General features: G+C 43.2%; 23 protein-coding genes. 13 read left to right on the top strand and 10 right to left on the bottom strand.

Annotated features, from left to right (window positions below):
* The 5 genes from BQ8014_RS01625 to BQ8014_RS01605 are packed head-to-tail and all read left to right on the top strand — an operon-like array spanning position 1 to position 4751.
* On the top strand, positions 1-1092 hold the full coding sequence (locus BQ8014_RS01625; RefSeq protein WP_080902832.1) for a glycosyltransferase family 4 protein: 1092 nt from the start codon (positions 1-3) through the stop codon (positions 1090-1092).
* A 10-nt stretch (positions 1093-1102) separates the two neighbouring features.
* On the top strand, positions 1103-1870 hold the full coding sequence (locus BQ8014_RS01620; protein WP_080902831.1) for a glycosyltransferase family 2 protein: 768 nt from the start codon (positions 1103-1105) through the stop codon (positions 1868-1870).
* A 2-nt stretch (positions 1871-1872) separates the two neighbouring features.
* The gene (locus tag BQ8014_RS01615) at positions 1873-2859 is read left to right on the top strand and encodes a glycosyltransferase family 2 protein (RefSeq protein ID WP_080902830.1); all 987 of its coding nucleotides are present in this window, start codon (positions 1873-1875) and stop codon (positions 2857-2859) included.
* Positions 2841-3776 carry a glycosyltransferase family 10 domain-containing protein gene (locus BQ8014_RS01610; protein WP_080902829.1) on the top strand — a complete coding sequence of 312 codons (936 nt, stop codon included), beginning with the start codon at positions 2841-2843 and terminating at the stop codon, positions 3774-3776. Before BQ8014_RS01615 ends, BQ8014_RS01610 begins: the two co-directional genes overlap by 19 nt.
* A gap of 27 nt (positions 3777-3803) precedes the next feature.
* Positions 3804-4751 (top strand): hypothetical protein, encoded by a 948-nt coding sequence (locus BQ8014_RS01605; protein WP_139785048.1) that lies wholly within the window; start codon positions 3804-3806, stop codon positions 4749-4751.
* Positions 4752-4762: 11 nt separating this feature from the next.
* Here BQ8014_RS01605 and BQ8014_RS01600 read toward each other — a convergent pair whose 3' ends face one another.
* Positions 4763-5857 (bottom strand): glycosyltransferase, encoded by a 1095-nt coding sequence (locus BQ8014_RS01600; RefSeq protein WP_080902827.1) that lies wholly within the window; start codon positions 5855-5857, stop codon positions 4763-4765.
* 109 nt (positions 5858-5966) lie between these two features.
* Between BQ8014_RS01600 and BQ8014_RS01595 the strand changes: the two genes are divergently transcribed.
* Positions 5967-8477 carry a YfhO family protein gene (locus BQ8014_RS01595; RefSeq protein WP_080902826.1) on the top strand — a complete coding sequence of 837 codons (2511 nt, stop codon included), beginning with the start codon at positions 5967-5969 and terminating at the stop codon, positions 8475-8477.
* 389 nt (positions 8478-8866) lie between these two features.
* Here BQ8014_RS01595 and BQ8014_RS01590 read toward each other — a convergent pair whose 3' ends face one another.
* The 7 genes from BQ8014_RS01590 to BQ8014_RS19285 all read right to left on the bottom strand — a co-directional run bounded on the left by BQ8014_RS01590 (position 8867) and on the right by BQ8014_RS19285 (position 14342).
* Complete coding sequence (locus BQ8014_RS01590) at positions 8867-9667, bottom strand: KilA-N domain-containing protein (protein ID WP_080902825.1); 801 nt, start codon at positions 9665-9667, stop codon at positions 8867-8869.
* Positions 9668-9806: 139 nt separating this feature from the next.
* Complete coding sequence (locus BQ8014_RS01585; protein WP_080902824.1) at positions 9807-10925, bottom strand: glycosyltransferase; 1119 nt, start codon at positions 10923-10925, stop codon at positions 9807-9809.
* A 15-nt stretch (positions 10926-10940) separates the two neighbouring features.
* Positions 10941-11483, bottom strand: a complete 543-nt coding sequence (locus tag BQ8014_RS01580; RefSeq protein WP_080902823.1) for a D-glycero-alpha-D-manno-heptose-1,7-bisphosphate 7-phosphatase — start codon at positions 11481-11483, stop codon at positions 10941-10943.
* Positions 11455-12162: a nucleotidyltransferase family protein gene (locus tag BQ8014_RS01575; RefSeq protein ID WP_080902822.1), complete on the bottom strand. Its 708-nt coding sequence runs from the start codon at positions 12160-12162 to the stop codon at positions 11455-11457. The genes BQ8014_RS01580 and BQ8014_RS01575 overlap by 29 nt, the downstream gene beginning before the upstream one ends.
* Positions 12163-12165: 3 nt before the next feature.
* A complete protein-coding gene (locus tag BQ8014_RS01570; RefSeq protein ID WP_080902821.1) occupies positions 12166-12741 on the bottom strand; it encodes a D-sedoheptulose-7-phosphate isomerase in 576 nt (191 codons plus the stop codon).
* Between the two features lie 22 nt (positions 12742-12763).
* The gene (locus tag BQ8014_RS01565; RefSeq protein WP_080902820.1) at positions 12764-13786 is read right to left on the bottom strand and encodes a GHMP family kinase ATP-binding protein; all 1023 of its coding nucleotides are present in this window, start codon (positions 13784-13786) and stop codon (positions 12764-12766) included.
* A gap of 415 nt (positions 13787-14201) precedes the next feature.
* Entirely contained in the window at positions 14202-14342 is a 141-nt protein-coding gene (locus BQ8014_RS19285; protein ID WP_160150006.1) for a hypothetical protein, read from the bottom strand.
* 133 nt (positions 14343-14475) lie between these two features.
* Here BQ8014_RS19285 and BQ8014_RS01560 point away from each other — a divergent pair, with 133 nt between their 5' ends.
* The 4 genes from BQ8014_RS01560 to rnr all read left to right on the top strand — a co-directional run bounded on the left by BQ8014_RS01560 (position 14476) and on the right by rnr (position 20439).
* Positions 14476-15702: a serpin family protein gene (locus BQ8014_RS01560; protein WP_160150005.1), complete on the top strand. Its 1227-nt coding sequence runs from the start codon at positions 14476-14478 to the stop codon at positions 15700-15702.
* A gap of 402 nt (positions 15703-16104) precedes the next feature.
* Positions 16105-17184, top strand: a complete 1080-nt coding sequence (locus tag BQ8014_RS01555; RefSeq protein WP_080905750.1) for a mannose-1-phosphate guanylyltransferase — start codon at positions 16105-16107, stop codon at positions 17182-17184.
* A 78-nt stretch (positions 17185-17262) separates the two neighbouring features.
* Positions 17263-18222 (top strand): SMP-30/gluconolactonase/LRE family protein, encoded by a 960-nt coding sequence (locus BQ8014_RS01550; protein WP_080902818.1) that lies wholly within the window; start codon positions 17263-17265, stop codon positions 18220-18222.
* A gap of 42 nt (positions 18223-18264) precedes the next feature.
* Positions 18265-20439, top strand: coding sequence for a ribonuclease R (gene rnr, locus BQ8014_RS01545; protein WP_080902817.1), 2175 nt, complete (start codon positions 18265-18267; stop codon positions 20437-20439).
* 73 nt (positions 20440-20512) lie between these two features.
* Here the strand turns inward: rnr and typA are convergent, their stop codons facing one another.
* Positions 20513-22309 (bottom strand): translational GTPase TypA, encoded by a 1797-nt coding sequence (typA, locus tag BQ8014_RS01540; protein ID WP_080902816.1) that lies wholly within the window; start codon positions 22307-22309, stop codon positions 20513-20515.
* 145 nt (positions 22310-22454) lie between these two features.
* Here typA and rpsO point away from each other — a divergent pair, with 145 nt between their 5' ends.
* Positions 22455-22724, top strand: coding sequence for a 30S ribosomal protein S15 (rpsO, locus tag BQ8014_RS01535; protein ID WP_080902815.1), 270 nt, complete (start codon positions 22455-22457; stop codon positions 22722-22724).
* A gap of 79 nt (positions 22725-22803) precedes the next feature.
* On the opposite strand, the gene BQ8014_RS01530 is transcribed toward rpsO, so the two are convergent.
* Complete coding sequence (locus BQ8014_RS01530) at positions 22804-24093, bottom strand: DUF2851 family protein (RefSeq protein ID WP_080902814.1); 1290 nt, start codon at positions 24091-24093, stop codon at positions 22804-22806.
* A gap of 101 nt (positions 24094-24194) precedes the next feature.
* On the opposite strand from BQ8014_RS01530, the gene dapB reads away from it, so the two are divergent.
* Entirely contained in the window at positions 24195-24917 is a 723-nt protein-coding gene (dapB, locus tag BQ8014_RS01525; RefSeq protein ID WP_080902813.1) for a 4-hydroxy-tetrahydrodipicolinate reductase, read from the top strand.
* 12 nt (positions 24918-24929) lie between these two features.
* A complete protein-coding gene (lepB, locus tag BQ8014_RS01520) occupies positions 24930-26336 on the top strand; it encodes a signal peptidase I (RefSeq protein WP_080902812.1) in 1407 nt (468 codons plus the stop codon).
* Positions 26337-26338 lie beyond the last annotated feature (2 nt).

Below are 26338 nucleotides of genomic sequence, written 5' to 3'. Positions count from 1 at the left end.
ATGGACGTCCTATTTGATTATCAGATTTTTTGCAGTCAATATATTGGCGGTATTTCGAGATATTTCTACGAACTTTTGAAGCATCTACCTGATGAAAAGGTAAAAGTAAAATTCCCTTTGGCTTTTTCAAATAATTATTACTTAAAGAAAAGAGATGTCTCTTCTCATTTCGCTTTGTTACCTCATTTGAATCTAAAGATACGAAATAAAACCATGCAGTCTATAAATGAATACTGCGTGAACAGGGTATTAAAAAGCCAGCAATTCGATTTGTTTCATCCGACTTACTATCAAACGTATTACCTCGATAATAGTCTATTAAAATCAAAGCCTTTAGTGTTAACCGTCCACGACATGACACATGAGAGATTCATGAAAGGCGATGAAATTATTTTAGCGAAAAAAAAATTAATGCAACGGGCAGATCGGATTATAGCAATCAGCCAGCATACGAAAAAAGATATTTTAAAATATATAAATGTACCGGAGGAACGAATTAGTGTCGTATACCATGGACAGGACTCTACCGTCACTCATAATATAAGCCGCCCCAGAAATATCCCGGATACGGACTATATACTCTATGTCGGTTCTAGGAATGGATATAAAAATTTTGAAATATTGGCGAGAGCTTTCTCTCAATTAGTGGAAAAAAATAGATTTTTAAATTTAATTTGTACTGGCGAAGCTTTTACCAAAGATGAATACGCCCTCTTTGACCAATTAAAGATTAAAGAATTTGTTTATGCACAGATGGTAACGGACGAAGAATTGAGATGGCTTTATAAAAATGCACTCTTATTTGTTTTTCCTTCCTTATATGAAGGCTTCGGTTTTCCTATTCTTGAAGCTTTTTCGATGGGATGTCCTGTCGTACTAAGCAATGCTTCTTGTTTTCCTGAAATAGCGGGTAATGCTGCCGCATATTTTGATCCTATGGATGTCGATTCCATTGTACAATCAATAGAGTCGGTGGTCGAGGATGAAGAAAAACGTAAAGTTCTCGTTCAATTAGGGACGGAACGCCTATCTTTATTCACATGGAATAATACGGCACGGGAAACGGCAAATGTTTATAAGGCTTTAATATAGAGCAAAAGAAATGATTTCGATTATAACCATTTGCTTTAATGCAAAGAAAACGATAGCCAGGACTTTTGATTCTATATTAGAACAAGTTTTTTTGCCTGCAGAATATATAATAATAGACGGGATGTCGACAGATGGGACCCTGGATATAATTAATCAATACCGTCTTTTGTTTATAGAGAAGGGCATCTCACTGAAAGTAGTGTCGGAAAAAGACAACGGGTTATACGATGCAATGAATAAAGGAGTGAAATTGGTTTCACAAGAATGGGTGCATTTTTTAAACAGTGATGACTTCTATGTCAATAAATACGTTTTATCGTCTATCCATCAACAACTGATTAACATAAAAGAAGATATTGTATATGGAAGAATCATTAAGGAAAAAAATGGATCCCAATCAATCCAATATGATATAAAAGAAAAACACTTAAAACTAAATATGTTGTCCGGCTGTCCAATCAGTCAACCTGCAACGTTCTTTAGAACGAATCTTTTAATGCATAAATATTCTTTTGACACTACATATAAAATAAGTGCGGATTACAAATTGTATGTTGAGATGATTAATAATAAAGAAAGATTCAAATTCATTCCGTATTTTGTTACTTGTTTTGATGAGAATGGCATTTCGAGCATAAATAAGGATGGTTTAGTCGTAGAAGAAAATATTCGGCTATTAAAAGAGTGCGGGCATACAACGGTCTTTATTCAATTAAGTAAAAATAAAAAGTGTTTTAAACTATATTCTCTGCTTATCGAATTTATATCTAGATTCTAAGAATGAAAGTTTCTATCATTATACCTATTTATAATGTATCACCATATATAGAACGCTGTCTACAATCGGCGCTTAATCAAACCTATAAAGAAATCGAGTACGTTTGTGTAAACGATGGCTCTACCGATGATAGTTTTGAAAAAGCAAAAAAGATTATAGCAAGTAATTCCCGGGAAGATCAAGTTGTTTTAGTTGAGCATAAAAAAAATGAAGGAATTGCTATCACAAGAAATACAGGGATTGAACATAGCACTGGGGAATATATCTATTTTTTAGATAGTGATGATGAACTTCCATTAAATGCGATAGAAATATTAGTCGCAGCGAATGATGGAATCGCTGCTGATATCGTTCTTGGCGATTTTGATATTACAGGTGGCCGACGAGAGGAGTACGTAAAGATAAAAAAAAGTGATACGATTATAGGGAAAGAAAAAATTCTGAATTCCTTTCTTTCTTTGCAATGGTATGATGGTACTTGTAATAAAATGGTAAAAAGATCTTTCCTGGAAGAAAATGGAATCTCTTTTAGAAGAGGAATTATCCATGAAGATATCTTATGGTCTTTTGAAATTGCAATGTATGCTTCCTGTTTAATTTTTCTCAATAGGAAAACGTATATCTATCATATCAGGCCTAACTCTATTACACAAAAAGTCTCTGATAAAAATTTCAGGAGCCTTCTGTTTGTGATGAAAGAAATGGTAGAACTATCAACAAAAAATAACTTATATAGCAGCCAGTCAGAGTTGTTTAATTACTTTTCCAATATAAAAATCTATTTTCTGAAAGAATTGGTGAGGTCGAAAGCTAGTGTTGAATATATTAAAAAAAGCAGGACAGAGGTTAACCATATTTTTTCTAACAAAATATTTAATAGCTTGGGCAACTACTCTTTTGCTTCCATCTTGAAAATACTGCCTTATAAATTGCCAATTCATCTGTCTATCTTATATATTAAAGTAATACTATGCCTAAAAAGAGGTTAAAGATTTTTTTTGTGGATTTTTGGAAAGGATTTAATCCGAATAAAAACTTTTTCATTGATAAGTTGGGGGGAATCTTTGACCTTGAACTAAACCCAGATCCGGATTACCTTATTTATTCTACTTTTGGATCAAGCCATTTAAAATACACCAACAGTATTAAAATATATTTTACCGGAGAGAATGATGTTCCTGATTTCAATTTCTGTGATTATGCAATTGGATTTCAGCATCTTTCATTTGAAGATCGATATTTAAGGCTTCCACTCTATTTATTATATTCCGAATATGAAACTATAAAGAATAAGGTTATCACACCAGATTTGGCAAAACGGAAGTTCTGTAATTTTGTTTATTCGAACTCCATTTATTCAACACCACTACGTGAGCAGTTTTTCCTCTTATTATCAAAATATAAAAAAATAGATTCTGGAGGCAGATTATTGAATAATATAGGTGGAGCTGTACAAAACAAACTTGACTTTATCAAAGATTATAAGTTTACAATTGCTTTTGAAAACAGTTCTCTTTCTGGTTATACAACGGAAAAATTAATGGAACCAATGACTGTTAATTCCCTTCCTATCTATTGGGGAAATCCCAGTGTTCAGTTGGATTTTAATAAAGCATCCTTTATCTGCATTCAAGATTATGAATCAATGGATATGGCTATAAAAGAGATTATTCGATTAGATAAAGATGATGAAGCATATTTGCAAAAACTTTCTACTCCTTGGTTAAATAAGGAACAAAGGGAGATAGATTGGGATCAGAGGATTTCTTCCTTTTTTGATAATATATTTAATCAGCCTCTCGAAAAAGCAAAGCGTACTACCATCTATGGTTATGCCATCATAAAAAAATACAGAGAAGCAAAGTTTGCGAAACTGGCATCACTACCTATTATACGGAAAATGTGAAAATGGGTAATATTACATTTAAAACGAATGCAAGAGCATAATCTTTTATCCAAATATCAACAAGAGAACAAAACTTTTTCTCCCCGTTTCGTATATCATATAGGAGCAGAATCTGGTTTCTTTTCTGAGTATAATAATATGATCCTGGCAATGGTGTATTGTTTTCAACATAAGATGAAATTTTCAATCTATTCAAAGGATGCAAACTTTAAGTATGACAAAGGATGGGATGATTATTTCATCCCATTTTGCGACGAATACGGAGGATTCCTTCATTCACTATTTAATAGGAGAACAAACGATCGATTCAAGAATAATACGTTAAAGAAACTGGATATTGCTCTAACTTATCTTTTTAGAAAATCGAACCTCAGAATACTGACAACATATGATTTATGGGATTATATCCGTTCTCAAAAAATCTCGGCTCCATACCGTTTTAGTAGTATTGGATTGATTGGTGATCTGCGCTATATATGTCAACAATTTATTAATATGACTTGGAATTACAATGAAGAGAGTAAGTCCACAATCAGACAATTAATAGATAGTATTGATCTGCCTGCAGATTATATAGGGTTTCACATCAGAGGAGGGGACAAATTTACCGAAGCAAAAATTCAAGAAATAAATGTATATATCAGAAAAGCAGAGTCCTTATCGAACTTAAAGGAAGCTTTTGTCTTGACAGACGACTATACAATTATAGAAAGTCTAAGAAAAAACTATCCCATGTGGACGTTTTACACGCTTTGCCAACCCGACGAAAGAGGATATTATCATAATCAATTTAAGAAGGAAAGCCCAACAGTCAAAAAAAGCCGATACCTTAAACTCTTTGCGTCTATGGATCTGCTTTCTAATTCCTCTTTGTTTGTAGGTACGTTTTCTTCAAATCCGGGAATGTATTTGGGAATGAGAATGAATCCAGAAAAAACCTATTCAATAGACATACCAAACTGGCAAATTTGGTAATAACATTCTCGTCACTGAAAGATAACAGCAAACCTCTTTTTCCGTTCTTCTTCCGAGTAATTATTGACAAAGACTTCCCTCGCATACAGATTAAAACGGGGGCGAGGATGAGTAGATATAGACTGAATTGCCCGGATAAACTCATCTTTTGTATTACAACGCGCTCCCACTCTTTCAAAATCTAACTCATACCCTTCAAAAGCCTCTGTCGTAGCAATAATATTCTTCCCATACATCAAAGCCTCACATGTTTTGACTTTCATCCCGCTTCCTTCAAAAACAGGTAACAACATAAAATCAGCCTGTTCAATATAAGGCTTTAAATCAGGCACATCACTAAAGACTTCGACTTGCTCATATCCTTTAACCATAGGCAAGATAGCGCTCATACCTTTTCCTACAATCTGTAATCTGACAGAAACGGCCGGTAATACTTCCCGGATAAACCAAAGGATACCCCGGACATTCATAGGAAAATAAGTGCCTAAAAAAAGACATACGGGAATGTTCCGGGTCATTTCTGTCGGATATTCGGTTCTCTTATAAGTATCTTTAAAAACAACGGGAGAAAGGATATCCGGAGAGCGCTTATACTCCCTCTCTATCACTTGCTTATCCCTTTGGTTCAAGGCGATCACGACATCCGAAAATTCACAAGAATATAGATCGTTTCTTCTCACGCAATTTAACACGATTGGTCTCCATGGAGCATATTTACGGATCTTTGCCGCAAAATAGATCGATTCGACATTATGAAAAAAGGTAATAATCTTTCCTTTATAGGAAGAGGCTTTCAAAGCCTTTGCGATAACTCCGAATATGCTCCGATCGATAAATACATAAGAGAAATTTTGAGACAGGGATACGATTTTATCGACCTTACGAGGAGATAATCCGTAATAGTATCCTTTCAGGAAATTGGATAAGATGCCAAGGGCATGTAAAAGCACTTTTATTTTGCTTTGGGATTGATGTATGTAATACACCTCTATATTTTCTTCTCCAAGTATCTGGCACAATACATCATAGTTGGCGTTTGTCCCCTGCTCCCCTCCGGCATCAATCTTATCCGATTTTCTATATCGGATGAAAAGTAATTTCTTCATTACAAGATTTCCGTTTAATGAGAACAAATATATACTTTTATTTCATAAGACCTTACCAAGAATTTAAATAAATCCTCTATTTTTGTATCAAATGTAAAAACGATATCTTATGCAAGATTTCATAAAAAAATATGGGAGATATTTATTAACTCTATTACTCTTTTTAAGTTTAGTCATTATCTATTTCTCCCCATCTATTATCGATGGGAAAACGATCAGGCAAGGAGATTCGATGAAATTTGTCGGCATGGTTCAGGAACTGTCCGATTACTATAATAAAGAAGGGAAAACATCCCAATGGATTGGTTCGATGTTTTCAGGAATGCCGGCTTACCAAGTAGGAATGCCCGGAACCCCTACAAGCCCTATCAGTTACCTGACAAACCTTGTCAAAGGAATCGACCCGATGGGTGCCGGTATAGTATTGGCGGGATTAATCTCATTTTATATTCTAATGTGTATTATAGGCGTCAATAGGTGGCTGGCTATTGCAGGAGCCATCGCTTATACCTTTGCCTCGTACAATTTTATTATCATCGAGGCCGGGCATATTTCAAAAGCCTATGCCATAGCCTTCATGCCTCTTACTATTGCAGGTATGCTTTTACTTTTTAATAAGAAACTCATCTGGGGAAGTGTCATATTCATTCTGGGAGTTGCTTTTTCCATTATGGAGGGACATCTTCAAATAACTTACTATCTGGCTATTTTCTGCATCTTTATTTATCTCTATTTCCTTTTTAAGGAAATCAAAGAAAAAAGATACAAAGAACTCCTTAAGATAACGGGGATTCTAATAATCTCCCTATTGATTGCCGTCTTACCCAACTTAGCCAATCTATATGGCAATTATGAAATGAGTAAGACCTCTATCCGTGGAGCGACCGAGCTGACGACGACCAGTGCGGAGGGAGAAAAAATTTCTTCCGGCTTAGATAGAGACTATGCCTTTGCGTGGAGTTACGGGAAATCGGAATTATTGACCCTTCTGATTCCCAATGCCTATGGCGGAGCAACCGGTGGGACATTAGATAACACATCGGAACTCTATAAAGAATTAAGGGCTAAAGGAGCTCAAGTTGGCAAGGATATACAGACCTATACCTATTGGGGCGACAAGTCGTTTACTTCCGGGCCGGTTTATTTCGGCGCTCTGGTCTGCTTTCTCTTTGTTCTGGGAATGTTCTTTATTAAGAATCCGCTAAAATGGTGGTTGTTTGGAGGAGCAGTCTTCATGGCTTTTCTATCTCTGGGAAGAAATCTGGATTGGTTTAATGATTTTATGTTCCATTACCTCCCGATGTATAACAAATTCCGAACGGTAGAAATGGCCTTGGTTATTCCCGGATTGGTTGCTCCTATCATTGCATTCTGGGGGTTGAAAGAACTCTTCTCCGGGCAAGTGGATGCCAAATCCTTCAAGAAGGGAATGATCTGGTCATTGGGAATTACAGGAGGTTTGTGCCTGATCGTTTGGTGGATGCCAAGCCTTCTCTTGAGTTTCCAATCTTCTTATGACGCACAATACCAAATGCCGGACTGGTACTATAATGCCTTGCTGATGGACCGCAAAGCGCTTGCCTCGGCAGATGCCCTGCGCTCCCTTGTATTCATTCTGGCGGGAGCCGGACTACTTTACTGGTATTTTAAGGCGAAAAATAAGAAAACGGCAACGACTATAGTTAGCGCCATTATTGCAATTTTGATCTTAGCCGATCTATGGAGCGTAGACAAACGCTATCTGAATGGATCGAATTTCGTTCGGGAAAAAATTTATGAACCTTATAAAGAAACGGTTGCCGACAAAGCGATCTTAGCAGACAAAGATCCTTCCTATCGGGTCATTAATCTGAATAATCCGTTTCAGGAGACGAATACATCTTACTTCCATAAGTCCATCGGCGGATATCATGCGGCCAAACTAAGACGTTACCAGGAATTGATCGATCATCGTCTGGCAGGGGAACTGAGTTCCATCATCACGGTCATTCAGAAGGCGCAATCTCTTGAAGAAGTGACCGCCTCTTTCGCCCAATGTCCCTCTCTTAACATGTTGAATACGCGCTATGTGATTTATAACCCGGAGCAACCTCCCTTACGGAATCCATACGCTTTCGGAAATGCCTGGTTTGTCGGAAAGGTAGAGATTGTGGAGAATGCAGATGCGGAAATTGCCGCCCTCAACGCGATCAATCCATTGGAAACGGCTGTAGTTGACAAACGTTTTGCCGACGATTTAGCAGGTTTTACCCCGCAATTAGATAGCACTGCGACGATTAAATTAGATAGCTACCACCCCAACCAATTGACTTATACAAGTAAAACGGCAACTGAACAATTAGCCGTTTTCTCTGAAATCTATTATCAACCGGGATGGAAAGTCACAATAGATGGGGAACCTGCTTCCCATTTCCGTGCGGACTGGACGCTCCGCGCCATGCGAATCCCGGCAGGGGAACACCAAATTGTCTTCGAGTTTCATCCGGATCGATATGTAATGGCAGCTAATATAAGTTCCTACGGTTCGTTTTTGATCTTGCTTTTATTGGCGGTAGCCATCGGATATTCCATCTGGAAAGAAATTAAGGGGAATCGCCAAGGCAAAAAGGTTTCAGAATAATAAAAAATGACACCCAATTATATATCTCGTTATTCAAAGAATATTATCTTCGTACATTATAATGTACAAAATTAATAATGTACAACTTAAAAGCATATAGCGATGAGAGTAATTAGTTCGTCAGAGTTAAGAAATAATATGAAAGAAATCTCCCCATGCAGGTAACAAAACAGCACCTCTATATTTCAACCGATATGGGAAAGATATGCATTATGCCATGTTCCGAAAGAGTAAGGCTACTCAATGGTACGTCTTTTTCAACATCTATGTCGATAATGGGGAATTAATTTATTGAGTGCGATATATTAATAACAATCATATGATTGCAGAATTCTTATAAAAAGGACGATCTGTTTTTCTAAAGATCTGTGGGAAACTGACATAAGTATTTATTTTAGCAATTTTCTATTATCATCGCCCTCTAACACTCTCATTTGCTGGATAGCAATCCGATTAAGCTTTAAAAGTCGTTGACCTTGTGGAATTCCATTGTCAATAAAAACAGCATTAAGGTTTTCCATATTCGACAAACAAATCAGTTCGTTGATAGTAGCATAATCACGAATATTTCCTTTCAATTCAGAATTCGTCTCACGCCATTGCTTCGCTGTCATTCCAAACATGGCCACGTTCAATACATCGGCTTCGTTGGCATAAATAATACTTGCCTGCTTTGCTGTCACTTTTGCAGGAATAAGGTTGTGTTTGATAGCGTCGGTATGAATACGGTAATTTATTTTTGATAACTCACGCTTTGCATTCCAACCCACTTGGGCCTGTTCTTCAGTTTTAAGCCGTTGAAACTCACGTATCAGATAGACTTTGAACTCCGGACTAATCCACATGGCAAATTCAAAAGCAATGTCCTTATGGGCATAAGTACCGCCATAACGCCCTGTCTTTGCAATGATACCGATTGCATTGGTTTTCTGCATCCAGTCCTTTGCACTGAGGCGATAGCTGTTTAAACCTGCCTGACTTTTAATTATGTCGAATTCGACATAATTAAAAGTCGGATTATTCAATTTCTCCCATATACCAAGAAATTCAACAGTATTCCTATTCCTTAACCAATTAGAGAAGAAGAATTCACCATCTTTCGCTTTCAGCATATCCGTGAGACTGATGTAATCCTCATCGTTTATCTTTATTACCGACACCGAAGTATCCTTAACTGTAATCTTCGCCATATTAGATTTATTGTTTCAATTCTATAAAATTATCTCAAAAGCAGAAGAATACACCATTGTTTGCCCACTTTTTATGTTTTACTGACTCAAAAAGAGAATAAAAGAACCAATTATCTGAAAAAGCAATACTTTTAATGAATCACAGTGTAGCGGAGAAGCTGGCAATTGCATCGGCAAAACGCTCCCACGAAAGTTGCTTCTTCTCTTCCCGGATGGGGAGGATGTAGGAATCCGGGCCTTTTGCGAAGATCTCCTGCACGCCTCGCGTGAGGCTTTCCGCATCGGGATGGCAGACAACGCCGGTGCCGGCACCGGAGATCGTGCTCTTCAATCCCCCGACATCAGTGGCTAAGATGGGAACTTCAAAATGATAGGCAACCGGAATAACTCCACTCTGTGTCGCCGATTTATAAGGTAAAACCAGCAGATCGGCAGCAGAAAATAGTACCGGTACGCGGGAATCATCAATGTATTCCACAATGGTTTTTATCCGATCTTTTGCGGGGGAAGCGGCGATCTGTTGCTCGTATTTTTCGAAACTGCCGTATGATTCTCCTGCGACAAGCAACTGATAGGAATCATCCAATTGCCCCATTGCATCAATAAGCAGATCCAAGCCTTTATAATCCCGGATCAATCCGAAAAAGAGTAAAGTCTTTTTCCCTTGTTGCAAGCCCAATCCGTCTAAAGCCTTCCCTTTGTCCGTCTTTTCTCCGAAATGGTTATATAAAGGATGTGCTTTATAAATGAATCTGGCATCCGGTTTGATGCGTAAAAGATCGGCCTGGACGGCGTCACTCATGACCACATTCCCGTCGCAACGGTTGAAGAAGTACTGCGCAAGCGGCTTGTCGAAAAACCGGGGCTCGTGCGGAATGGCATTATCGATCACACAAATCACTTTCACCCCCTTCTTCCGGAGCCGCCCGGCCACATAACCGAGGGAAGGAGCGAAATAACTCATCCAATATTTAAGAATCAAAAGGTCGGGCTTCCATTTCAGGATTTCCCGAACCGTCTTCCCGTAGGAGAGAGGATTGGCTGTATTTAACACCCGCAGGCTATCCACCGGAATCGCCCGGTCTTCCTTTGTTACAAACTGCGTTTTGCCGGGGAAGAGGAAATCGGGATACTGGCAAGTAAAAGTAAAGGCTTTCACCTCATGCTCGTTTTTCTCAAACGCTTGTTTCAGCAATGCATTGAACTGGGCAATGCCGCCACGATAAGGATAGAAAGTGGAAAGATATGCGATTCTCATTTTTGTTATATCTTTTTATAAGCCTTTCTGATATTTTTCTGCAAACTTAAGTAAATTCTCAAAAGCGTAATCGATTAAAGCCGGTTCTTTTTCGCTCTCCGTGTATTTGTTACCGACAAGAACAGTACACATTCGGGCATTTCTACCAAACTGGAGGTCGGAACGGCTGTTACCGACCATCAGGGAGGTTGAGAAGTCGATCTCCGGAAAATCCCGCCGGGCCTGCAAGGCCATCCCGATGTTCGGCTTGCGGTCCGGACTATCGGCCTGGATATCCATACAGACATAAACGGCATCGATCCTTCCTCCGGATTCTTTTATTTCCCGGAGCATCCTATGGTGTATGCTCTTAAGATCTTCCTCGGTCATCCGCCCGTAACCGACTCCTCGTTGGTTAGTTACGATGACAATCCGGTTAAAAAGAGGATTCAGGATACCAAGCGCCTCCTTGACGCCGGGAAGGAAAATAAACTCATCCCAGTTTTTTACATAATCGCCCGGGCGTTCCTCATTGATTACCCCGTCGCGGTCAAGAAAGAGCGTCTGGTAGCTTCCCATCTTTAAATTCTATTTGGGCTTTCCGGTAATCTTCCGGAATGCCGATATCGATGAAGTAAGTATCACTGACAAAACCGAACAATCCTCCCTTAATCACCTCCTTTTCAAAGAAATTTTTCTCCATGGAGAACTTGCCGGGAAATGCAGCCAGTTGTCCCCGGTTGATCACATAGATTCCGCCATTGATCACGCCGTAGCTGCAAGGCTTTTTCTCTTCGAATGACAGGATCTCTCCTGTTTCGGGATAATAACGGACAATCCCGTAGCGGTCGAAACAGTGCATCGGCTTCAAGGCCAGGCTGGCTTTCGCCTTTCTTGATCGGTGAAAATCGACTAATTGCCGGAGGTCAACCTGAAAGAAAGTATCCCCGTTGAGTATCACCACTTCTTCCTCCGTCGCTTCCGTCAGGGCATAACGAATCGCCCCGCCGGTACCCAGCGGCTCGGTTTCCACTTTAAAGACGACAGGATAAGGAAACGACCGGGCATTGACCCACTCCTCCACCTCTTCATGCTTATACCCCAGGGACAAGATCACCCGGGAAGGGCGGTAGGATTCCAAATAGGAAAAAAGATAATGGAGAAAAGGATATCCGTTAATCTCCGCCATACATTTCGGCCCGCTGACAACTGATTTCAGGCGGGTCCCCAATCCGCCGGCAAGGATCACAACTTCCATCGGTCAAGCAAAGAGGTTTCTTTCCACAATCTCACACAAGATATGTCCGATCAGGATATGTGATTCCTGTATTCTCGGCGTATCTTCCGAAGGAACATTAAGGAGGACATCTGAAAGTTCCCTCATTTTCCCTCCTCCTTTTCCCGTAAATCCGATCGTGGAGATTCCCATCGACCGGGCCTTCTCAAAAGCCAGCAGGATATTTTTAGAATTACCGGAAGTAGAAAGCCCGATCAACACATCGCCGGCTTTGCCGATTCCGTCGATCAATCTTGCATAAGCGATTTCATAAGAATAATCGTTACTCACAGCCGTCAGATAGGAGGTATTGCAATGCAACGCTTCCGCAGGAAGTCCCTTGCGGTCAAGATAAAATTTCCCGGAAAACTCGGCGGCCAGGTGTTGCGCATCGGCAGCACTGCCTCCATTGCCGCAGAAAAAAACTTTCCCGCCGCTGCGAAACGCAGTAGCGACCAGTTCTGTCGCCTGTTCGATACGCCCAAGCAACTCCGGCTGTTGAAGGATGTGTTGTTTGACGTCGATAGACGCCTGTACTTTTTGTTGAATAAAATCGATCATCTTAAGTTTGTGTTTATTCGAATTAAATGCTCCATGTGAATAGGCCCTCTTTCACAAATTTATAATTTGTAAAATAACCATTAAACCGCCGCAAGGCCTCGATCACCCGAAACCGGTGATTATCGGAACAATAGAAAACCATAAAACCGCCGCCGCCGGCACCGGATATTTTACCTCCCAGGGCGCCGGCCTTTCTGGCCTCATAATAAATTTCTTCAATCAAGGGGGTGGTAATCGATTTTGCCATTTGCTTCTTATATTCGAAACCTTCATCGAGAATAATACCGATCCTGTGGATATGTCCCGTAAGCAACGCTTCCTTGATCTCCTTCGCCTGTTCCTTGATGACATGCATCGCCTCCACAGAAGACTGCTTGTTTTCTTTTACATTCCGTTGCTGTTCCTTTATGATATCGGAAGAAACATGGGAGGTTTCCGTATAGAACAATAACAAATTATTTTCAAGCTCCAACAAATGCTTCTTCTCAATCCTAAGCGGATTAACAATTACTTTATTATCCGCATAGAACTCCATATAATTTACTCCGCCGAACGTAGCGGCATACTGATCCTGCTTTCCTCCGGCCATTTGTAAATCCGAACGTTCAATCCGATAGGCAAGTTGGGCGATGTCATAACTGCCGAGGGGAAGATGCAACCATTCCATGAAGGCGCCTAATATGGCAACCACCAGGGTCGAAGAGGTTCCCAATCCCGATCCGGCCGGCACATCCACATAAGTACTTAAATGGAATCCCCTCAGCGGGAATTTGAAGTCCTTCACCAGACGGTTATAGACGCCCTTAGCTAAATCCAGGTTCCCATCGACCGGCAGTTCTTCCGACAAGTCATATTCCTCATATTCCTTGCGATCCAAACTCTCTAACCGGATTTTAGGCACGTCCAGTTCCTGTATATTGGCATGGGCATATAAGGAAATAGTGGTATTCAGAATAGCACCTCCATAAATATCTGAATAGGGACTTACATCGCTTCCTCCTCCGGCCAGTCCAATCCGGAGCGGAGCTTTACTTCTGTATAACATATTATATGTCGCTCAAAGATAAATTATTGCCACAAAGATACGATTCTTTATATGAAAGTAAAAAATTCAGGCTACTCATTGCTGCAATCACGACACTGTAGTCAACTAAAATCATTAAACTACACAAGGAAAACGCATTTAAACTCCTGTTGTGTTCGGCGGAAGCTGGAGCTTCCGCCGGTGATAAAAGCGAGGCTCCCGTCTCGCAATGATTATCCTTTTTTAAGGATAGGCAAAGCAGAAGCTTTGCTTCCAACACGACGGAGTGAGGATACTCCGAACAACAAAGGGATAAATGCTTTTCCCTGTTAAACTATAGCAAAGTAAGTGTTTGACGACTATAGAACAGGTGTTTCACAGCCGTAGAACAGGTGTTTCACAGCTGTAGAACACGTGTTCGATAGCCGTCAAACACTCAACATGGTTTACCCAAGACAGATCGCCTCAGGTATCCGCCGACTTGACGAGTACCTTGGCAGAAAGAGAGCATGCTGCCCGTCCGGGGATGATTAATAATTAATTGTACTTCGTCCGGCGTACCGCCTATGTTCATCATACTTCTCATTCATCATTCACAAAAGAGAACATCTTTGGACAAAACCAATAAAAAAAACATCGTTTTCATGCAGCGTTTTACCTTTCGTAAGCATCTACCTAATTATATAACACAACTTAATTTTGAAATACTTATGGATAAATTCACACAGCTCCTGTTCGTTCTCCCGTTATTCCTGTTTTCCGCTTGTGAATCCGACGGAGAATCCAACGATCAGTTGTCGAAAGCCGAACCGATCATATTAAAAAGCGCTTATGCAGAAAAGGTAAAGCAAGACAACAACTTTGCTTTCGACCTCTTGAGAACTACCGTCCGGGCTTCCGAAGAGCCAAATACATTTATTTCCCCTCTCAGCGTCAGCATGGCGCTTAGCATGACCCTCAACGGCGCCCAAGGCCAGACGGCCGAAGAAATGAAGCAAGCCCTACGCGCCAGCGACTACACGATGGACGAAATAAATGATTACAACCAGACTCTCCGGGAAGCTTTACTCAAAGTAGACCCGTCCACCCAGCTCGGAATTGCCAACTCTATCTGGGCAAAGCATGGATTCCCGGTAAAAGAAACCTTTACCCAGACCAACAGGGATTATTATGATGCCGAAGTCCGTACGGAAGACTTCTCTGTAAACACCGTAAAGCTCATGAACCAATGGTGTTCGGATAAAACGAAAGAAAAAATACCCGAAATCATCAAGGAGATCCCTTCCGATGCTGTTCTCTATTTAATCAATGCAGTCTATTTTAAAGGAATATGGATCAGCCAATTCAAGAAAAACCAAACGAAGAAAGAATCTTTCCTTGCAGAAAACGGCCAATCGAAAGAAGTCGAAATGATGCACCAGGAAGCTTCCTTTAATCATGCAACGGATGACCAGGCAGCTTACCTGGAATTACCGTACGGAAACCAGGCGTTCAGTATGGTCGTCATGCTTCCGAACGAAGGCAAGAGTACGCAAGATGTGTTGGAGCATTTAAACCCATCCATTTGGAACGGCTTATCTTTTATAGGAAAAACCGTCAATCTGAAACTTCCCCGCTTCAAAATCGAACTGGAATACCAGATGGAGAAAAAAATACTCCCTGACATGGGCATGAAACTCCCCTTCGTTGCTGGGGCAGACTTCCGGGGAATCGCGGATGCTCCGCTCAATATATCGCAAGTCATCCACAAAACATTTCTTGACGTGAATGAAGAAGGAACCGAAGCGGCGGCGGCAACCTTGGTAGGAATAGAATTTACAACTGCACCTTCTACCCCGCAACGGGTCGACTTCATTGTAAACAGACCGTTTGTTTTTCTCATTCGCGAAAACAGCACCGGCGTCATCCTCTTTGCCGGCAAAATAGGCAATCTCTAATTCTCTCCCGTCTTGCCCACATATAGGCATTTATACCATGAGGAGGGCGTCAAAAGGGTCGCGTAAGGGAATTCGCCCTTACACCTCTGCCTCTATGGGCTTTTGACGCACCCCCTTCCAATATTATAAGAGATGCAAGGTGGGACGCCTTGCATGCGTCTCTGCATTGATCCGACGCAACGAAAGACGCAGGACCGAACTGATACCTTATTTCCATGTAAATACCCGGAAGGAAAATCCCCGGCATTTGTCTTTTTTTATCTATTTGAACGTTTATTCAGGTGGGTTATAAGGCATGAACTGATAATTTCATTACTTTTGTATAGATTAATGGGACTCATAGTTCGTGACAAACGATACATTACTTATTCTGACTATTTAATTAAAACTTTTATATTTATCATGGAAGATAACTATTGCGTCATTATGGGAGGTGGAATCGGAAGCCGATTCTGGCCCTTCAGCAGAGAAAGCTATCCTAAACAATTCCTTGATTTTTTCGGCGTCGGCCGTTCCTTATTGCAAATGACGTTTGACCGTTTTGCAAAAATCATTCCTACGGAAAATATTTATATTGTAACTAACGAACGATATTTGGATTTGATAAAAGCGCAACTTCCGCAATTGCAGACAAAGCAAATCCTTCTGGAGCCGGCGCGTAGGAATACGGCTCCGTGTATCGCTTATGCCACCTATCACATCAGAGCATGCAATCCCCGCGCGAACATTGTGGTAGCGCCTTCCGACCATCTGATACTGAAAGAGGAAGTATTCCTGCGTGACGTACAGAAAGCATTGGATTTCGTAAAGGAAAACAACGCCCTGGTCACCCTGGGTATCAAGCCCAGCCGTCCGGAAACAGGTTACGGATACATCCAAAGCAGTGATACGATGATCCATGATTTTACCAAAGTAAAGACCTTTACCGAAAAGCCGAATCTGGAACTGGCAAAAGTCTTTATGGAAAGCGGTGAATTCTTCTGGAACTCCGGCTTGTTTGTCTGGAATGCCGAAACGATCATGGATGCTTTCCGGAAGTTTTTGCCGGACATAACGGCCCGCTTCGACCTGGGGAAAGATGATTTCAATACGGAAGGGGAGCATGCTTTTATTAAAGAAAACTTTCAATACTGCCTGAGCATTTCCATCGACTACGGGATTATGGAAAAAGCGGATAATGTCTATATGTTGTGCGTCGATTTCGGATGGGCGGATTTAGGTACCTGGGGATCGCTTTACGACCTGGCTCCGAAAGACGAACAAAGGAATGCCATTCTCAAAAGCAACACCATGTTATATGAGAGCAAAAACAACATTATAACCTTGGACAATCCCAACCGCCTGGCGGTTATCCAAGGCCTTAACGACTATATTGTGGCTGAATCCGGCAATATATTGCTCATTTGTAAGAAAGAGGAGGAACAACGAATCAAGCAATTCGTCGCCGACGCACGCTTGAATCATGGACCTGACTATAATTAATACCCTAATAATGAGTGATCTTAAGCAAATTATATGTCAAATAAAGAACATCATATAACTAACTTTTTGCTACTCTTTATGGCAGCAGGATTTTGGATCATCGGAAACAGCTCCTGCTCGAAACATGTGGAAGTCATCATCCCCGATTTGATCTACAAGGCTGAAGCTACAACCGGGGAAGGCTCGATATGGCATCCCGACAGGAATTCTCTCTTTTGGGTCGATATCGAAGGAAAAACATTATATGAGCTGTTCTCATCGACAGAAGATTGCCGGAAGTGGTCGTTCGACCGGATGGTCACGACTGTCGTACCGGAGAGTGACACGACAGTCATTGTCGCTCTCCAAAATGAAATTATCCGCTTCAATTTGGAGAATGGCGTAAAAACTTCCCTTGCGGCAATCAACGACAAGGAGCAAAGCCTCCGTTTCAATGACGGGAAATGCTCCCCGAACGGAAGCCTGTGGGTAGGGACAATGAGCTTGAAAAATGAAAAAGGCGCCGGAACGCTCTACTGTCTTCATCCCGACGGCACCCTCGATGCTATGCTGAAAGGGGTAAGCATTTCAAATGGAATTGTCTGGTCGAAAGACCGGAAATATATGTATTATAATGACACTCCTACAGGAAAAATCCAGCGTTTCCGTTACGATGACCGCTCGGGCGATATCCTGCTCGACGGAACAGCCGTGATTCTGCCTCGCAACACCGGCGGGCCGGACGGGATGACGATCGATAGCGATGACAATCTCTGGGTTGCCCAATGGGGAGGCTTCGGCGTATATTGCTACAATCCCTACACGGGGGAATTATTGACAAAGATCGACGTTCCGGCTCCGAACATAGCCTCTTGTGCCTTTGGTGGAAAAGACATGGATACGCTATACATCACCACCGCCCGCGCCGGATTATCCGAAAACGAATTGGAAGACTATCCCTTGAGCGGAAGCGTCTTCTGTTGCAAACCCGGCGCCGTCGGCATACGGCCCAACTATTTCGGACAAAAACCCGCGGGAAAAAACCGGGAAAGTAAATGACCGGTACAAAAAAGGTATTTTACCTCTTTAACAAATAAGATTATGGTTAGAAAAAAAACGAAAAACAAGGAATATACGGACAGGAAGCCAAAAGAGAAGGGAAAAAGACTTCGCAAGGAGCAGATTATCGAAGCGATGTTGAAGGTCTTCCAATCCAATCCCAAAACAGTATACAATTACAAACAACTTTGCAATGAAATAGGCATTGAAAATCAGGTGCAGAAGCTACAGGTAGTAGACTATCTCTACGATCTGGCCGCGGAAGATATCATCACCCAGATCGATCCGGGGCGCTACCGGTACAACAACCTCGGAGTGGTTGCAGAAGGTCTCTTTGCCCGGCGCAGCAATGGGAAGAACTCTTTCCTGCCGGACGACGGAGGTACGCCCGTATTTGTCGCCGAACGGAATTCCAGGCATGCAATGGATGGTGACAAGGTGCGCGTGCAGCTTCTGGCTAAGCGTAAAGGCGCCGAGCCGGAGGCCCAAGTCATCGAAGTATTGGAGTCGAAAGAACGTTCTTTCGTCGGGAAGTTGCAGGTAGGAAAGGAATATGCTTTTCTAACGACCGAAGATAAAACGTTAGCCAACGATATTTACATCCCGAAAAATAAATTGAAAGGCGGCAAGAATGGAGACAAAGCGATCGTTCATATTATTGAATGGCCGGATAACGCTAAGAATCCAATAGGAGAAGTAAAAGATATACTGGGCGTTTCCGGAGAAAACGATACGGAGATGCACGCGATCCTCGCCGAGTTCGGACTGCCCTACAGCTATCCCGAAACGATTGAGAAAGAAGCCGACCGAATCCCGGACCGGATCCCGGAAGACGAGATTGCCAAACGGGAAGACTTTCGCGGTGTCACAACCTTTACGATCGACCCGAAAGACGCCAAAGACTTTGACGACGCCCTCTCCGTACGAAAGTTGGAGAATGGAAATTGGGAGGTCGGAGTACACATTGCGGATGTAACCTATTACGTGAAACCGGACAGCATCATCGACAAGGAAGCCTTTTCGCGCGCAACATCCGTCTATCTGGTAGACCGCACCATTCCCATGCTGCCGGAACGGCTCTGTAACCTGATCTGTTCCCTCCGTCCGAATGAGGAAAAACTCTGTTTTTCCACGATCTTTGAAATGAATGAAGAGGCAGAGGTTATCAACTCACGCATTCACCGGACGATCATTAAAAGCGACAGGCGTTTTACTTACGAAGAGGCACAGGATATTATCGAGACCGGGAAAGGAGACTATAAAGAAGAAGTACTCCGGTTAGACGCTTTAGCCAAACTCCTTCGCGCCCGCCGTTTCAAAGAAGGAGCGATCGACTTCGACCGTTACGAAGTGAAGTTTGAAATCGACGAGAAAGGAAAACCCATTCAAGTCTACTTCAAGGAATCAAAAGATTCCAATAAGCTGGTAGAGGAGTTCATGCTGTTGGCGAATAAGACAGTAGCCACTTCCATCGGAAAAGTGCCCAAAGGGAAAAAAGCCAAGACCTTTGTTTATCGTATTCATGAAGCTCCGGACCCTGTCAAGATGGAGAACTTCGCCACCTTTATCCATCGGTTCGGATATAAGTTGAAAGTCGAAGGCAAACAGGGAGAGGTATCCAAAGGCATCAACAAACTACTGGACAGCGTCAAAGGGAAGCCGGAAGAGGATTTGATCGAGACACTGGCTGTCCGGGCCATGCAGAAGGCGAGATATTCAACGGAAAACGTCGGCCACTACGGACTGGCTTTCACCTATTATTCCCATTTTACTTCCCCGATCCGCCGCTATCCCGATATGATGGTGCATCGCCTGCTGGAGCGCTATATGGAAGGAGAACGCAGTGTTCCCCAAAAGAAGTATGAGGAGATGTGCGAACACTGTTCAAGCATGGAACAAGTGGCGGCCAATGCCGAGCGCGCTTCCATCAAATACAAGCAAGTAGAATATATGAGCGACAAACTGGGGAAAGTATACGACGGGGTTATCTCCGGCGTTACGGAATGGGGGCTCTATGTGGAGTTGAATGAAAACAAATGTGAAGGACTGGTACCCATCCGCGATCTGGACGACGACTATTACGAATTCGACGAAAAGAATTACTGCCTGATAGGCCGCCGCCACAAGAAAGAATACCGCCTTGGCAACCCCATCACCATCCAGGTTGCACAAGCAAACCTGGAACGCAAACAATTGGACTTTACCTTAGCGGATTAAAAGGATTAATGAGAAAAAGAAAAGGTGAAGGATTTTGAAATTCCTTCGCCTTTATTTTTATCCAATATTTATATTATCGCGATTGCCGCTTGCGCTCGTTCTCATCCAGAATGACCTTACGCATACGCATGTGGTTGGGAGTTATTTCGACATACTCATCATTTTTAATGTATTCCAAGGCATCCTCCAAGCTGAAAACTACCGGGGGAGCCAAGGCAACCTTGTCGTCCGAACCGGATGCACGCATGTTGGTCAGTTTCTTTGATTTCGTGACATTCACGACCAAATCTCCTTCCTTGGAATGCTCTCCGACGACCTGCCCGGCATAAACTTCCTCACCCGGAGAGATGAAAAACCGTCCGCGGGATTGCAGGTTATTCAGCGCATAAGCAAAAGCCGTACCTGTTTCCATGGCGATGATCGAACCATTGAGACGGCGTTCAATATCCCCTTTCCAGGGTTGGTATTCCAGAAAACGATGGGCGATCACGGCCTCTCCGGCTGAAATTGTCAGGATCAGGTTATTCAGACCGATGATACCGCGGGAAGGAATGTTAAATTCGAGGAACATCCGTCCGTTCTTGCTTTCCATCAGCGTCATTTCCCCTTTACGCTTGGTCACGACATCGATGATACGGCTGGCGCATTCTTCCGGCAAATTCACCGTCAATTGTTCTACCGGCTCGTTTTTCACCTCGTCTATTTCGTGGATAATCACCTGGGGTTGTCCTACCTGCAATTCATAGCCTTCGCGTCTCATCGTTTCGATCAGCACCGACAAGTGAAGCACTCCACGGCCGTAGACCAGCCACGAGTCCGCCGAGTCGGTCGGTTCCACATGCAATGCCAGGTTCTTATCCAATTCCTTCATCAGCCGTTCATAGATATGGCGGGAGGTAACAAACTTTCCATCTTTGCCAAAGAAAGGAGAGTTATTGATGGTAAAGAGCATCGACATTGTCGGCTCATCGATGGCAATCGTCGGCAGTGCTTCCGGCATATTAAAGTCGGCGATCGTCTCGCCGATCTCGAAGCCTTCGATTCCGATCACCGCACAGATATCACCTGAAGAAACAGCATCGACCTTCGTGCGCCCCAATCCTTCGAATACGTCCACTTCCTTGATTTTCGAACGGACTTTCGTTCCGTCCCGTTTGCAAAGCATCACATCCTGCCCTTCCTTCAACGTTCCCCGATGGACGCGCCCGACGGCAATACGTCCGACATATTTAGAGTAATCCAGAGAAGTGATCAGTAATTGGGCAGGACCTTCCAGTACTTTCGGTTCCGGAATATATTCGACGATGGCATCCAGCAGAGGAAGAATATCCTCGGTCGGCTTCCTCCAGTCGGTCGACATCCATCCCTGCTTAGCTGAACCGTAAATCGTCGGAAAGTCCAACTGGTCTTCGGAAGCGTCCAGGCTGAACATCAGGTCGAATACCATCTCCTGTACCTCGGAAGGACGGCAATTCGGCTTGTCCACCTTATTAATGACCACAATCGGCTTCAGTCCGATCTGAATCGCTTTCTGCAACACGAAGCGGGTCTGCGGCATCGGCCCCTCGAAGGCGTCAACCAACAAAAGGCACCCGTCGGCCATATTCAAAACGCGTTCTACCTCTCCGCCGAAATCGGCGTGTCCCGGAGTATCAATAATATTAATTTTGTATCCTTTGTAACGAATAGATACATTCTTTGCCAAAATCGTAATTCCCCGTTCCCTTTCCAGATCGTTGCTGTCAAGGAATTGATCCGGTTCGTCCTGTCCTTCACGGAAGAGCTTTCCGGCTAATAACATTTTGTCGACCAATGTCGTTTTACCATGATCGACGTGCGCAATAATCGCGATGTTTCTAATCTTTTGCATTTAGACTAATTTATGGGCGCAAAAATACACATAATTTACAAGGCACACAATAAGAAGTCAGCTCAAAACGCTTGTTAATCAAAAATTAATATCTATCTTTGCGTCCGCTTAGATAATATAGTATTAATTTATTCAAAGTAAAAACATGTATTTAGATTCAACCAAAAAAGCTGAGCTGTTTGAAAAATACGGCAAATCAGTGAAGGACACCGGCTCGGCAGAAAGCCAAATCGCGCTGTTCACATTTCGCATTTCCCACCTGACGGAACATCTGAAGAATAATCACAAGGATTATAATACGGAACGCTCCCTCAAAAGACTGGTAGGCAAACGCCGCCGTTTACTGGATTACTTAATCAAAGTAGATATCGAACGTTACCGTGCCGTTATCCGGGATTTAGGTATCAGAAAGTAAGAAAAACTCTTTCATATATCGTAAGGCGACTACGGGCTTTTCCCCGTGGTCGTTTTTTTATGCACCTACTTCACCGGAATCAACGCCCGAGTCCGTTTCCGCCCAATCCCTCACCGACCAACCGGAAGCCGATTCTACAAAACATGCACTTCTTCTTCTCGCAGTATTCACGTTTCAATTGGATCAGCGCCTGCGTATCACCGGCATTCCGGACTCCGATCCCGGCCTTTGTAAAAAGCGTCACGATGCTGTTGCTTTCCGGAGGAATCTTTTCCAGGAAGGAAAGGGCGCGGTCACAAAACTCCGGCAGCCTGTTCTTCTGCCCGTAAGCAAAAAGAATCGGAACAACGGTGTTGATTAATATGATCCGGATCGAACTTTTACCTAATGGCTTTTCCTTTCTTTCGGAAAGCTGGAGAAGACGGTAGTGCGTCAGCCAATATTCCGAGGGGAGAATATGGAAATATTCCTCTGCCTCTTCGGGCGTACGAACCTCCAGCAATTTTGAGAAGAGGGATTCGTATTGCTGCCAGACCGATGCAAGCTGCGCCAGTTTGATATGGGGAAAACCGGACGGACGGACCCGAAGGTTCCGGAATAAGTTGCCCTCGATACCATGCAGATCGTACTTCTTCCGTAAAAACAAGTATTCCCTGCGGAGCAAAGAATAGTAGTCATCTCCACCATCCTCCTGCAAGGCGCCCGCTTGTCCGAAGAGCAGTGCTTCCACCTGTGAGTTGCTATTGCGCTGCCTCTGTATGCATCGGTAAGGGAGGCTTTGCCCCAACCATTCAAAGGCATCGCTATTGGTTCCGAATCCGAAATTACGTGTAAGGGTAATGTAAAACACCTCGTTCCAGTCCTGGTCATACCGTTCCAAGAGTGAAAATATATGCTCTGTTTTCCGTTCCAAACGTTCACAGAGAAGGGACTCCAGCCAAGAAGAAAGATGTAGCCGGTCGAATCCGCCGATGCGGGGAAAACAAGGAATAGCCTCGTCCCGATTCAGCAGCCAATCGATATTGGCCTGCACCGAATCGGGTACTTTCAGAATCGCCTGGGGGATCACTTCTCCGTTCGTCCGGCAAAGCAGCGCATCGCTTTGTTGAACAACATGCAAGATGACCGAATCGTAGGCTTTATCCCGATCATGATGATGCCGGAGCCAATCGGAGGCTTTCACGTGAAGCTCCACACTGCCGGCCCATACCGTTCCGGCGATCCGTATCTTGGCATTGAAAAAGTCCGGACCGGCGTCTGTATTAGGGATACCCGGATCGATTACAAAAATGGGAATACCTTCGGTGGTTGTTAAATTTGCTTCCTTATAAAGGCGGTTTTTCCAAACATAATGTAATAAACGTTCCATTGCTTCTCATAGTTAGATTTTGATTCCCAAAATTAATTCTATTTCTTTATATTTGCATTCTTATTAACTAACGAATTAGCACAACATCTTATATATTTTCTATGAAGATTGCACTTATAGGTTATGGCAAGATGGGAAAAACCATCGAGCAGATCGCAATTAGCAGGGGGCACCGGATTGTTTCCGTCATCGACGTGAATAATCCGGAAGAATTCGGATCGGAAGACTTCCGCAGTGCGGAGGTGGCCATCGAATTTACCACCCCGGCAAGCGCATTTAGTAACTACCTGAAATGTTTTGAGGCCGGCGTAGCGGTAGTGTCCGGAACAACCGGATGGCTGGATCATCTGGATGAGATTAAGGAGCGATGCGCCAAAGAGGGGAGAACCTTCTTCTATGCCTCCAATTTCAGCATCGGAGTCAATATCTTCTTTGCCCTCAATAAATACCTGGCAAAAGTGATGAACCGTTTCCCTGATTACGACATCAGCCTGAAGGAAGTGCATCATATCCATAAGTTGGACGCCCCCAGCGGCACTGCGATCACCCTGGCGAATGACATCCTCGCGGAGGTAGGCCGGAAAAGCCGGTGGACGTTGGATTCGGCCGGAAAACCGGAAGACCTTCCCATCTATGCCATCCGTGAAGGCGAAGTCCCCGGCATTCACGAAGTGACCTATGATTCAGAGGTGGACTTCATCCGTATCGAACATTCGGCCAAAAGCCGGGCCGGTTTCGCCTTAGGCGCCGTACTCGCTGCCGAATTCACCCTTGGAAAGAAGGGTTTTCTGGGAATGGAAGACTTATTATGCCTAAATGCCTGATTGATAATAAAAATGAAAAAGATAGAAATCACAAAAAAACAATGGATCAAATTCGGCATTTCAGCCGTATTGTACACGCTTTTTTCCCTCTGGATGGAGAATCTCTGGCTCCTGTTCGGACTGATCATCCTGGTCGATATCTTCCTGACCAAGTTTGTCCCGTGGGGAGCCTGGAAGAATGTAAAGAACCCGAAGATGCGGAGTGCCTTGGAATGGGTGGATGACATTCTCTTTGCCCTCATCGCTGTCTATCTGATTAACCTGTTTGCTTTTCAAAATTACCAAATTCCCAGCTCGTCGCTGGAAAAGACCTTACTGGTCGGAGATTATCTTTTCGTCAGCAAGGTAAGCTATGGACCCCGCGTGCCGAATACACCGATCTCTTTCCCTTTGGTTCAGAACACATTGCCGATCCTGAATTGCAAATCTTACATCGAATGGCCGCAATGGGGTTACAAACGGGTTAAAGGAACGGGGCATGTTAAAAGAAACGACATCGTCGTTTTCAACTTTCCCACAGGCGACACTGTCGCTTTAAAGCTACAGAACCCGGACTATTACACTTTGATCGAACAGGCCGGACGCGAACGGATTTACCTGGATAAGGCTACGTTTGGAGACGTTATCTACCGTCCGGTCGATAAACGGGAAAACTATGTGAAACGCTGCGTCGGAATGCCGGGGGATTCCCTGTCGATTGTCAATAATCAAGTTTTTATAAACGGCAAAGCCGCTAAAAATCCGGAGAACATGCAGTTGAATTATTTTGTAGAGACCGACGGCTCTCCGTTGACCGAAGACCAATTCCGGCTGCTGGATGTCAGCAAAGAAGCCCGGGCGTTGATTTCCGCAGATGGCTATATGAATCAGGTGTTGGAGGCTCTCGGCTTTACTCCCAACCAGGCAGGCAAATTCAATCCGATTTACCGCTTGCCACTCACAAAGAAGTCGCTCGGCATCGCACAGAAATTGTCGGTGGTAAAAAAAGTCACGATCGAACCGGGTGAAATCTATGGTGATATCTATTATCCGGTAGGCTATCATACCGGATGGTCGCGCGACAACTATGGCCCGCTATGGATACCGAAGAAAGGCAGTACGATCCAACTGGACGAACGCAACCTGGCCTTCTATTCCCGCTGCATCAAAAATTACGAGAATAATACGCTGGAAGTCAAAGACGGCGCCATATTGATTAACGGAAAGCCGGAGACAACTTATACGTTCAAATACGATTATTATTTCATGATGGGTGACAATCGGCACAACAGTGCGGACAGTCGCTCCTGGGGCTTTGTCCCGGAAGACCATGTGGTCGGAAAACCGATTTTGATCTGGCTTTCTCTGGATAAAGACCGGAGCCTGTTCGACGGTGGTATCCGCTGGAACCGTCTGTTCCGGATGGTCCATACCGATTAAAT

It is taken from the genome of Parabacteroides sp. Marseille-P3160, assembly GCF_900162725.1.
Classification (GTDB): domain Bacteria; phylum Bacteroidota; class Bacteroidia; order Bacteroidales; family Tannerellaceae; genus Marseille-P3160.
The sequence above is the reverse complement of the archived record's forward strand: the minus strand, read 5'-3'. Positions and strand labels throughout refer to the sequence as shown.

Excerpts from the sequence above, each read along its gene's own strand:
- rnr (WP_080902817.1), top strand. The coding sequence starts at position 18,265 with ATGGTTAGAAAAAAAACGAAAAACAAGGAATATACGGACAGGAAGCCA.
- lepB (WP_080902812.1), top strand. The coding sequence starts at position 24,930 with ATGAAAAAGATAGAAATCACAAAAAAACAATGGATCAAATTCGGCATT.
- BQ8014_RS01580 (WP_080902823.1), bottom strand. The coding sequence starts at position 11,483 with ATGGGAAGCTACCAGACGCTCTTTCTTGACCGCGACGGGGTAATCAAT.
- BQ8014_RS01590 (WP_080902825.1), bottom strand. The coding sequence starts at position 9,667 with ATGGCGAAGATTACAGTTAAGGATACTTCGGTGTCGGTAATAAAGATA.
- BQ8014_RS01625 (WP_080902832.1), top strand. The coding sequence starts at position 1 with ATGGACGTCCTATTTGATTATCAGATTTTTTGCAGTCAATATATTGGC.
- BQ8014_RS01605 (WP_139785048.1), top strand. The coding sequence starts at position 3,804 with ATGCAAGAGCATAATCTTTTATCCAAATATCAACAAGAGAACAAAACT.
- BQ8014_RS01620 (WP_080902831.1), top strand. The coding sequence starts at position 1,103 with ATGATTTCGATTATAACCATTTGCTTTAATGCAAAGAAAACGATAGCC.
- BQ8014_RS01610 (WP_080902829.1), top strand. The coding sequence starts at position 2,841 with ATGCCTAAAAAGAGGTTAAAGATTTTTTTTGTGGATTTTTGGAAAGGA.
- dapB (WP_080902813.1), top strand. The coding sequence starts at position 24,195 with ATGAAGATTGCACTTATAGGTTATGGCAAGATGGGAAAAACCATCGAG.
- BQ8014_RS19285 (WP_160150006.1), bottom strand. The coding sequence starts at position 14,342 with ATGATGAACATAGGCGGTACGCCGGACGAAGTACAATTAATTATTAAT.
- rpsO (WP_080902815.1), top strand. The coding sequence starts at position 22,455 with ATGTATTTAGATTCAACCAAAAAAGCTGAGCTGTTTGAAAAATACGGC.
- BQ8014_RS01615 (WP_080902830.1), top strand. The coding sequence starts at position 1,873 with ATGAAAGTTTCTATCATTATACCTATTTATAATGTATCACCATATATA.
- BQ8014_RS01530 (WP_080902814.1), bottom strand. The coding sequence starts at position 24,093 with ATGGAACGTTTATTACATTATGTTTGGAAAAACCGCCTTTATAAGGAA.
- BQ8014_RS01555 (WP_080905750.1), top strand. The coding sequence starts at position 16,105 with ATGGAAGATAACTATTGCGTCATTATGGGAGGTGGAATCGGAAGCCGA.
- BQ8014_RS01595 (WP_080902826.1), top strand. The coding sequence starts at position 5,967 with ATGCAAGATTTCATAAAAAAATATGGGAGATATTTATTAACTCTATTA.
- typA (WP_080902816.1), bottom strand. The coding sequence starts at position 22,309 with ATGCAAAAGATTAGAAACATCGCGATTATTGCGCACGTCGATCATGGT.
- BQ8014_RS01575 (WP_080902822.1), bottom strand. The coding sequence starts at position 12,162 with ATGGAAGTTGTGATCCTTGCCGGCGGATTGGGGACCCGCCTGAAATCA.
- BQ8014_RS01600 (WP_080902827.1), bottom strand. The coding sequence starts at position 5,857 with ATGAAGAAATTACTTTTCATCCGATATAGAAAATCGGATAAGATTGAT.
- BQ8014_RS01585 (WP_080902824.1), bottom strand. The coding sequence starts at position 10,925 with ATGAGAATCGCATATCTTTCCACTTTCTATCCTTATCGTGGCGGCATT.
- BQ8014_RS01570 (WP_080902821.1), bottom strand. The coding sequence starts at position 12,741 with ATGATCGATTTTATTCAACAAAAAGTACAGGCGTCTATCGACGTCAAA.
- BQ8014_RS01560 (WP_160150005.1), top strand. The coding sequence starts at position 14,476 with ATGGATAAATTCACACAGCTCCTGTTCGTTCTCCCGTTATTCCTGTTT.
- BQ8014_RS01565 (WP_080902820.1), bottom strand. The coding sequence starts at position 13,786 with ATGTTATACAGAAGTAAAGCTCCGCTCCGGATTGGACTGGCCGGAGGA.
- BQ8014_RS01550 (WP_080902818.1), top strand. The coding sequence starts at position 17,263 with ATGGCAGCAGGATTTTGGATCATCGGAAACAGCTCCTGCTCGAAACAT.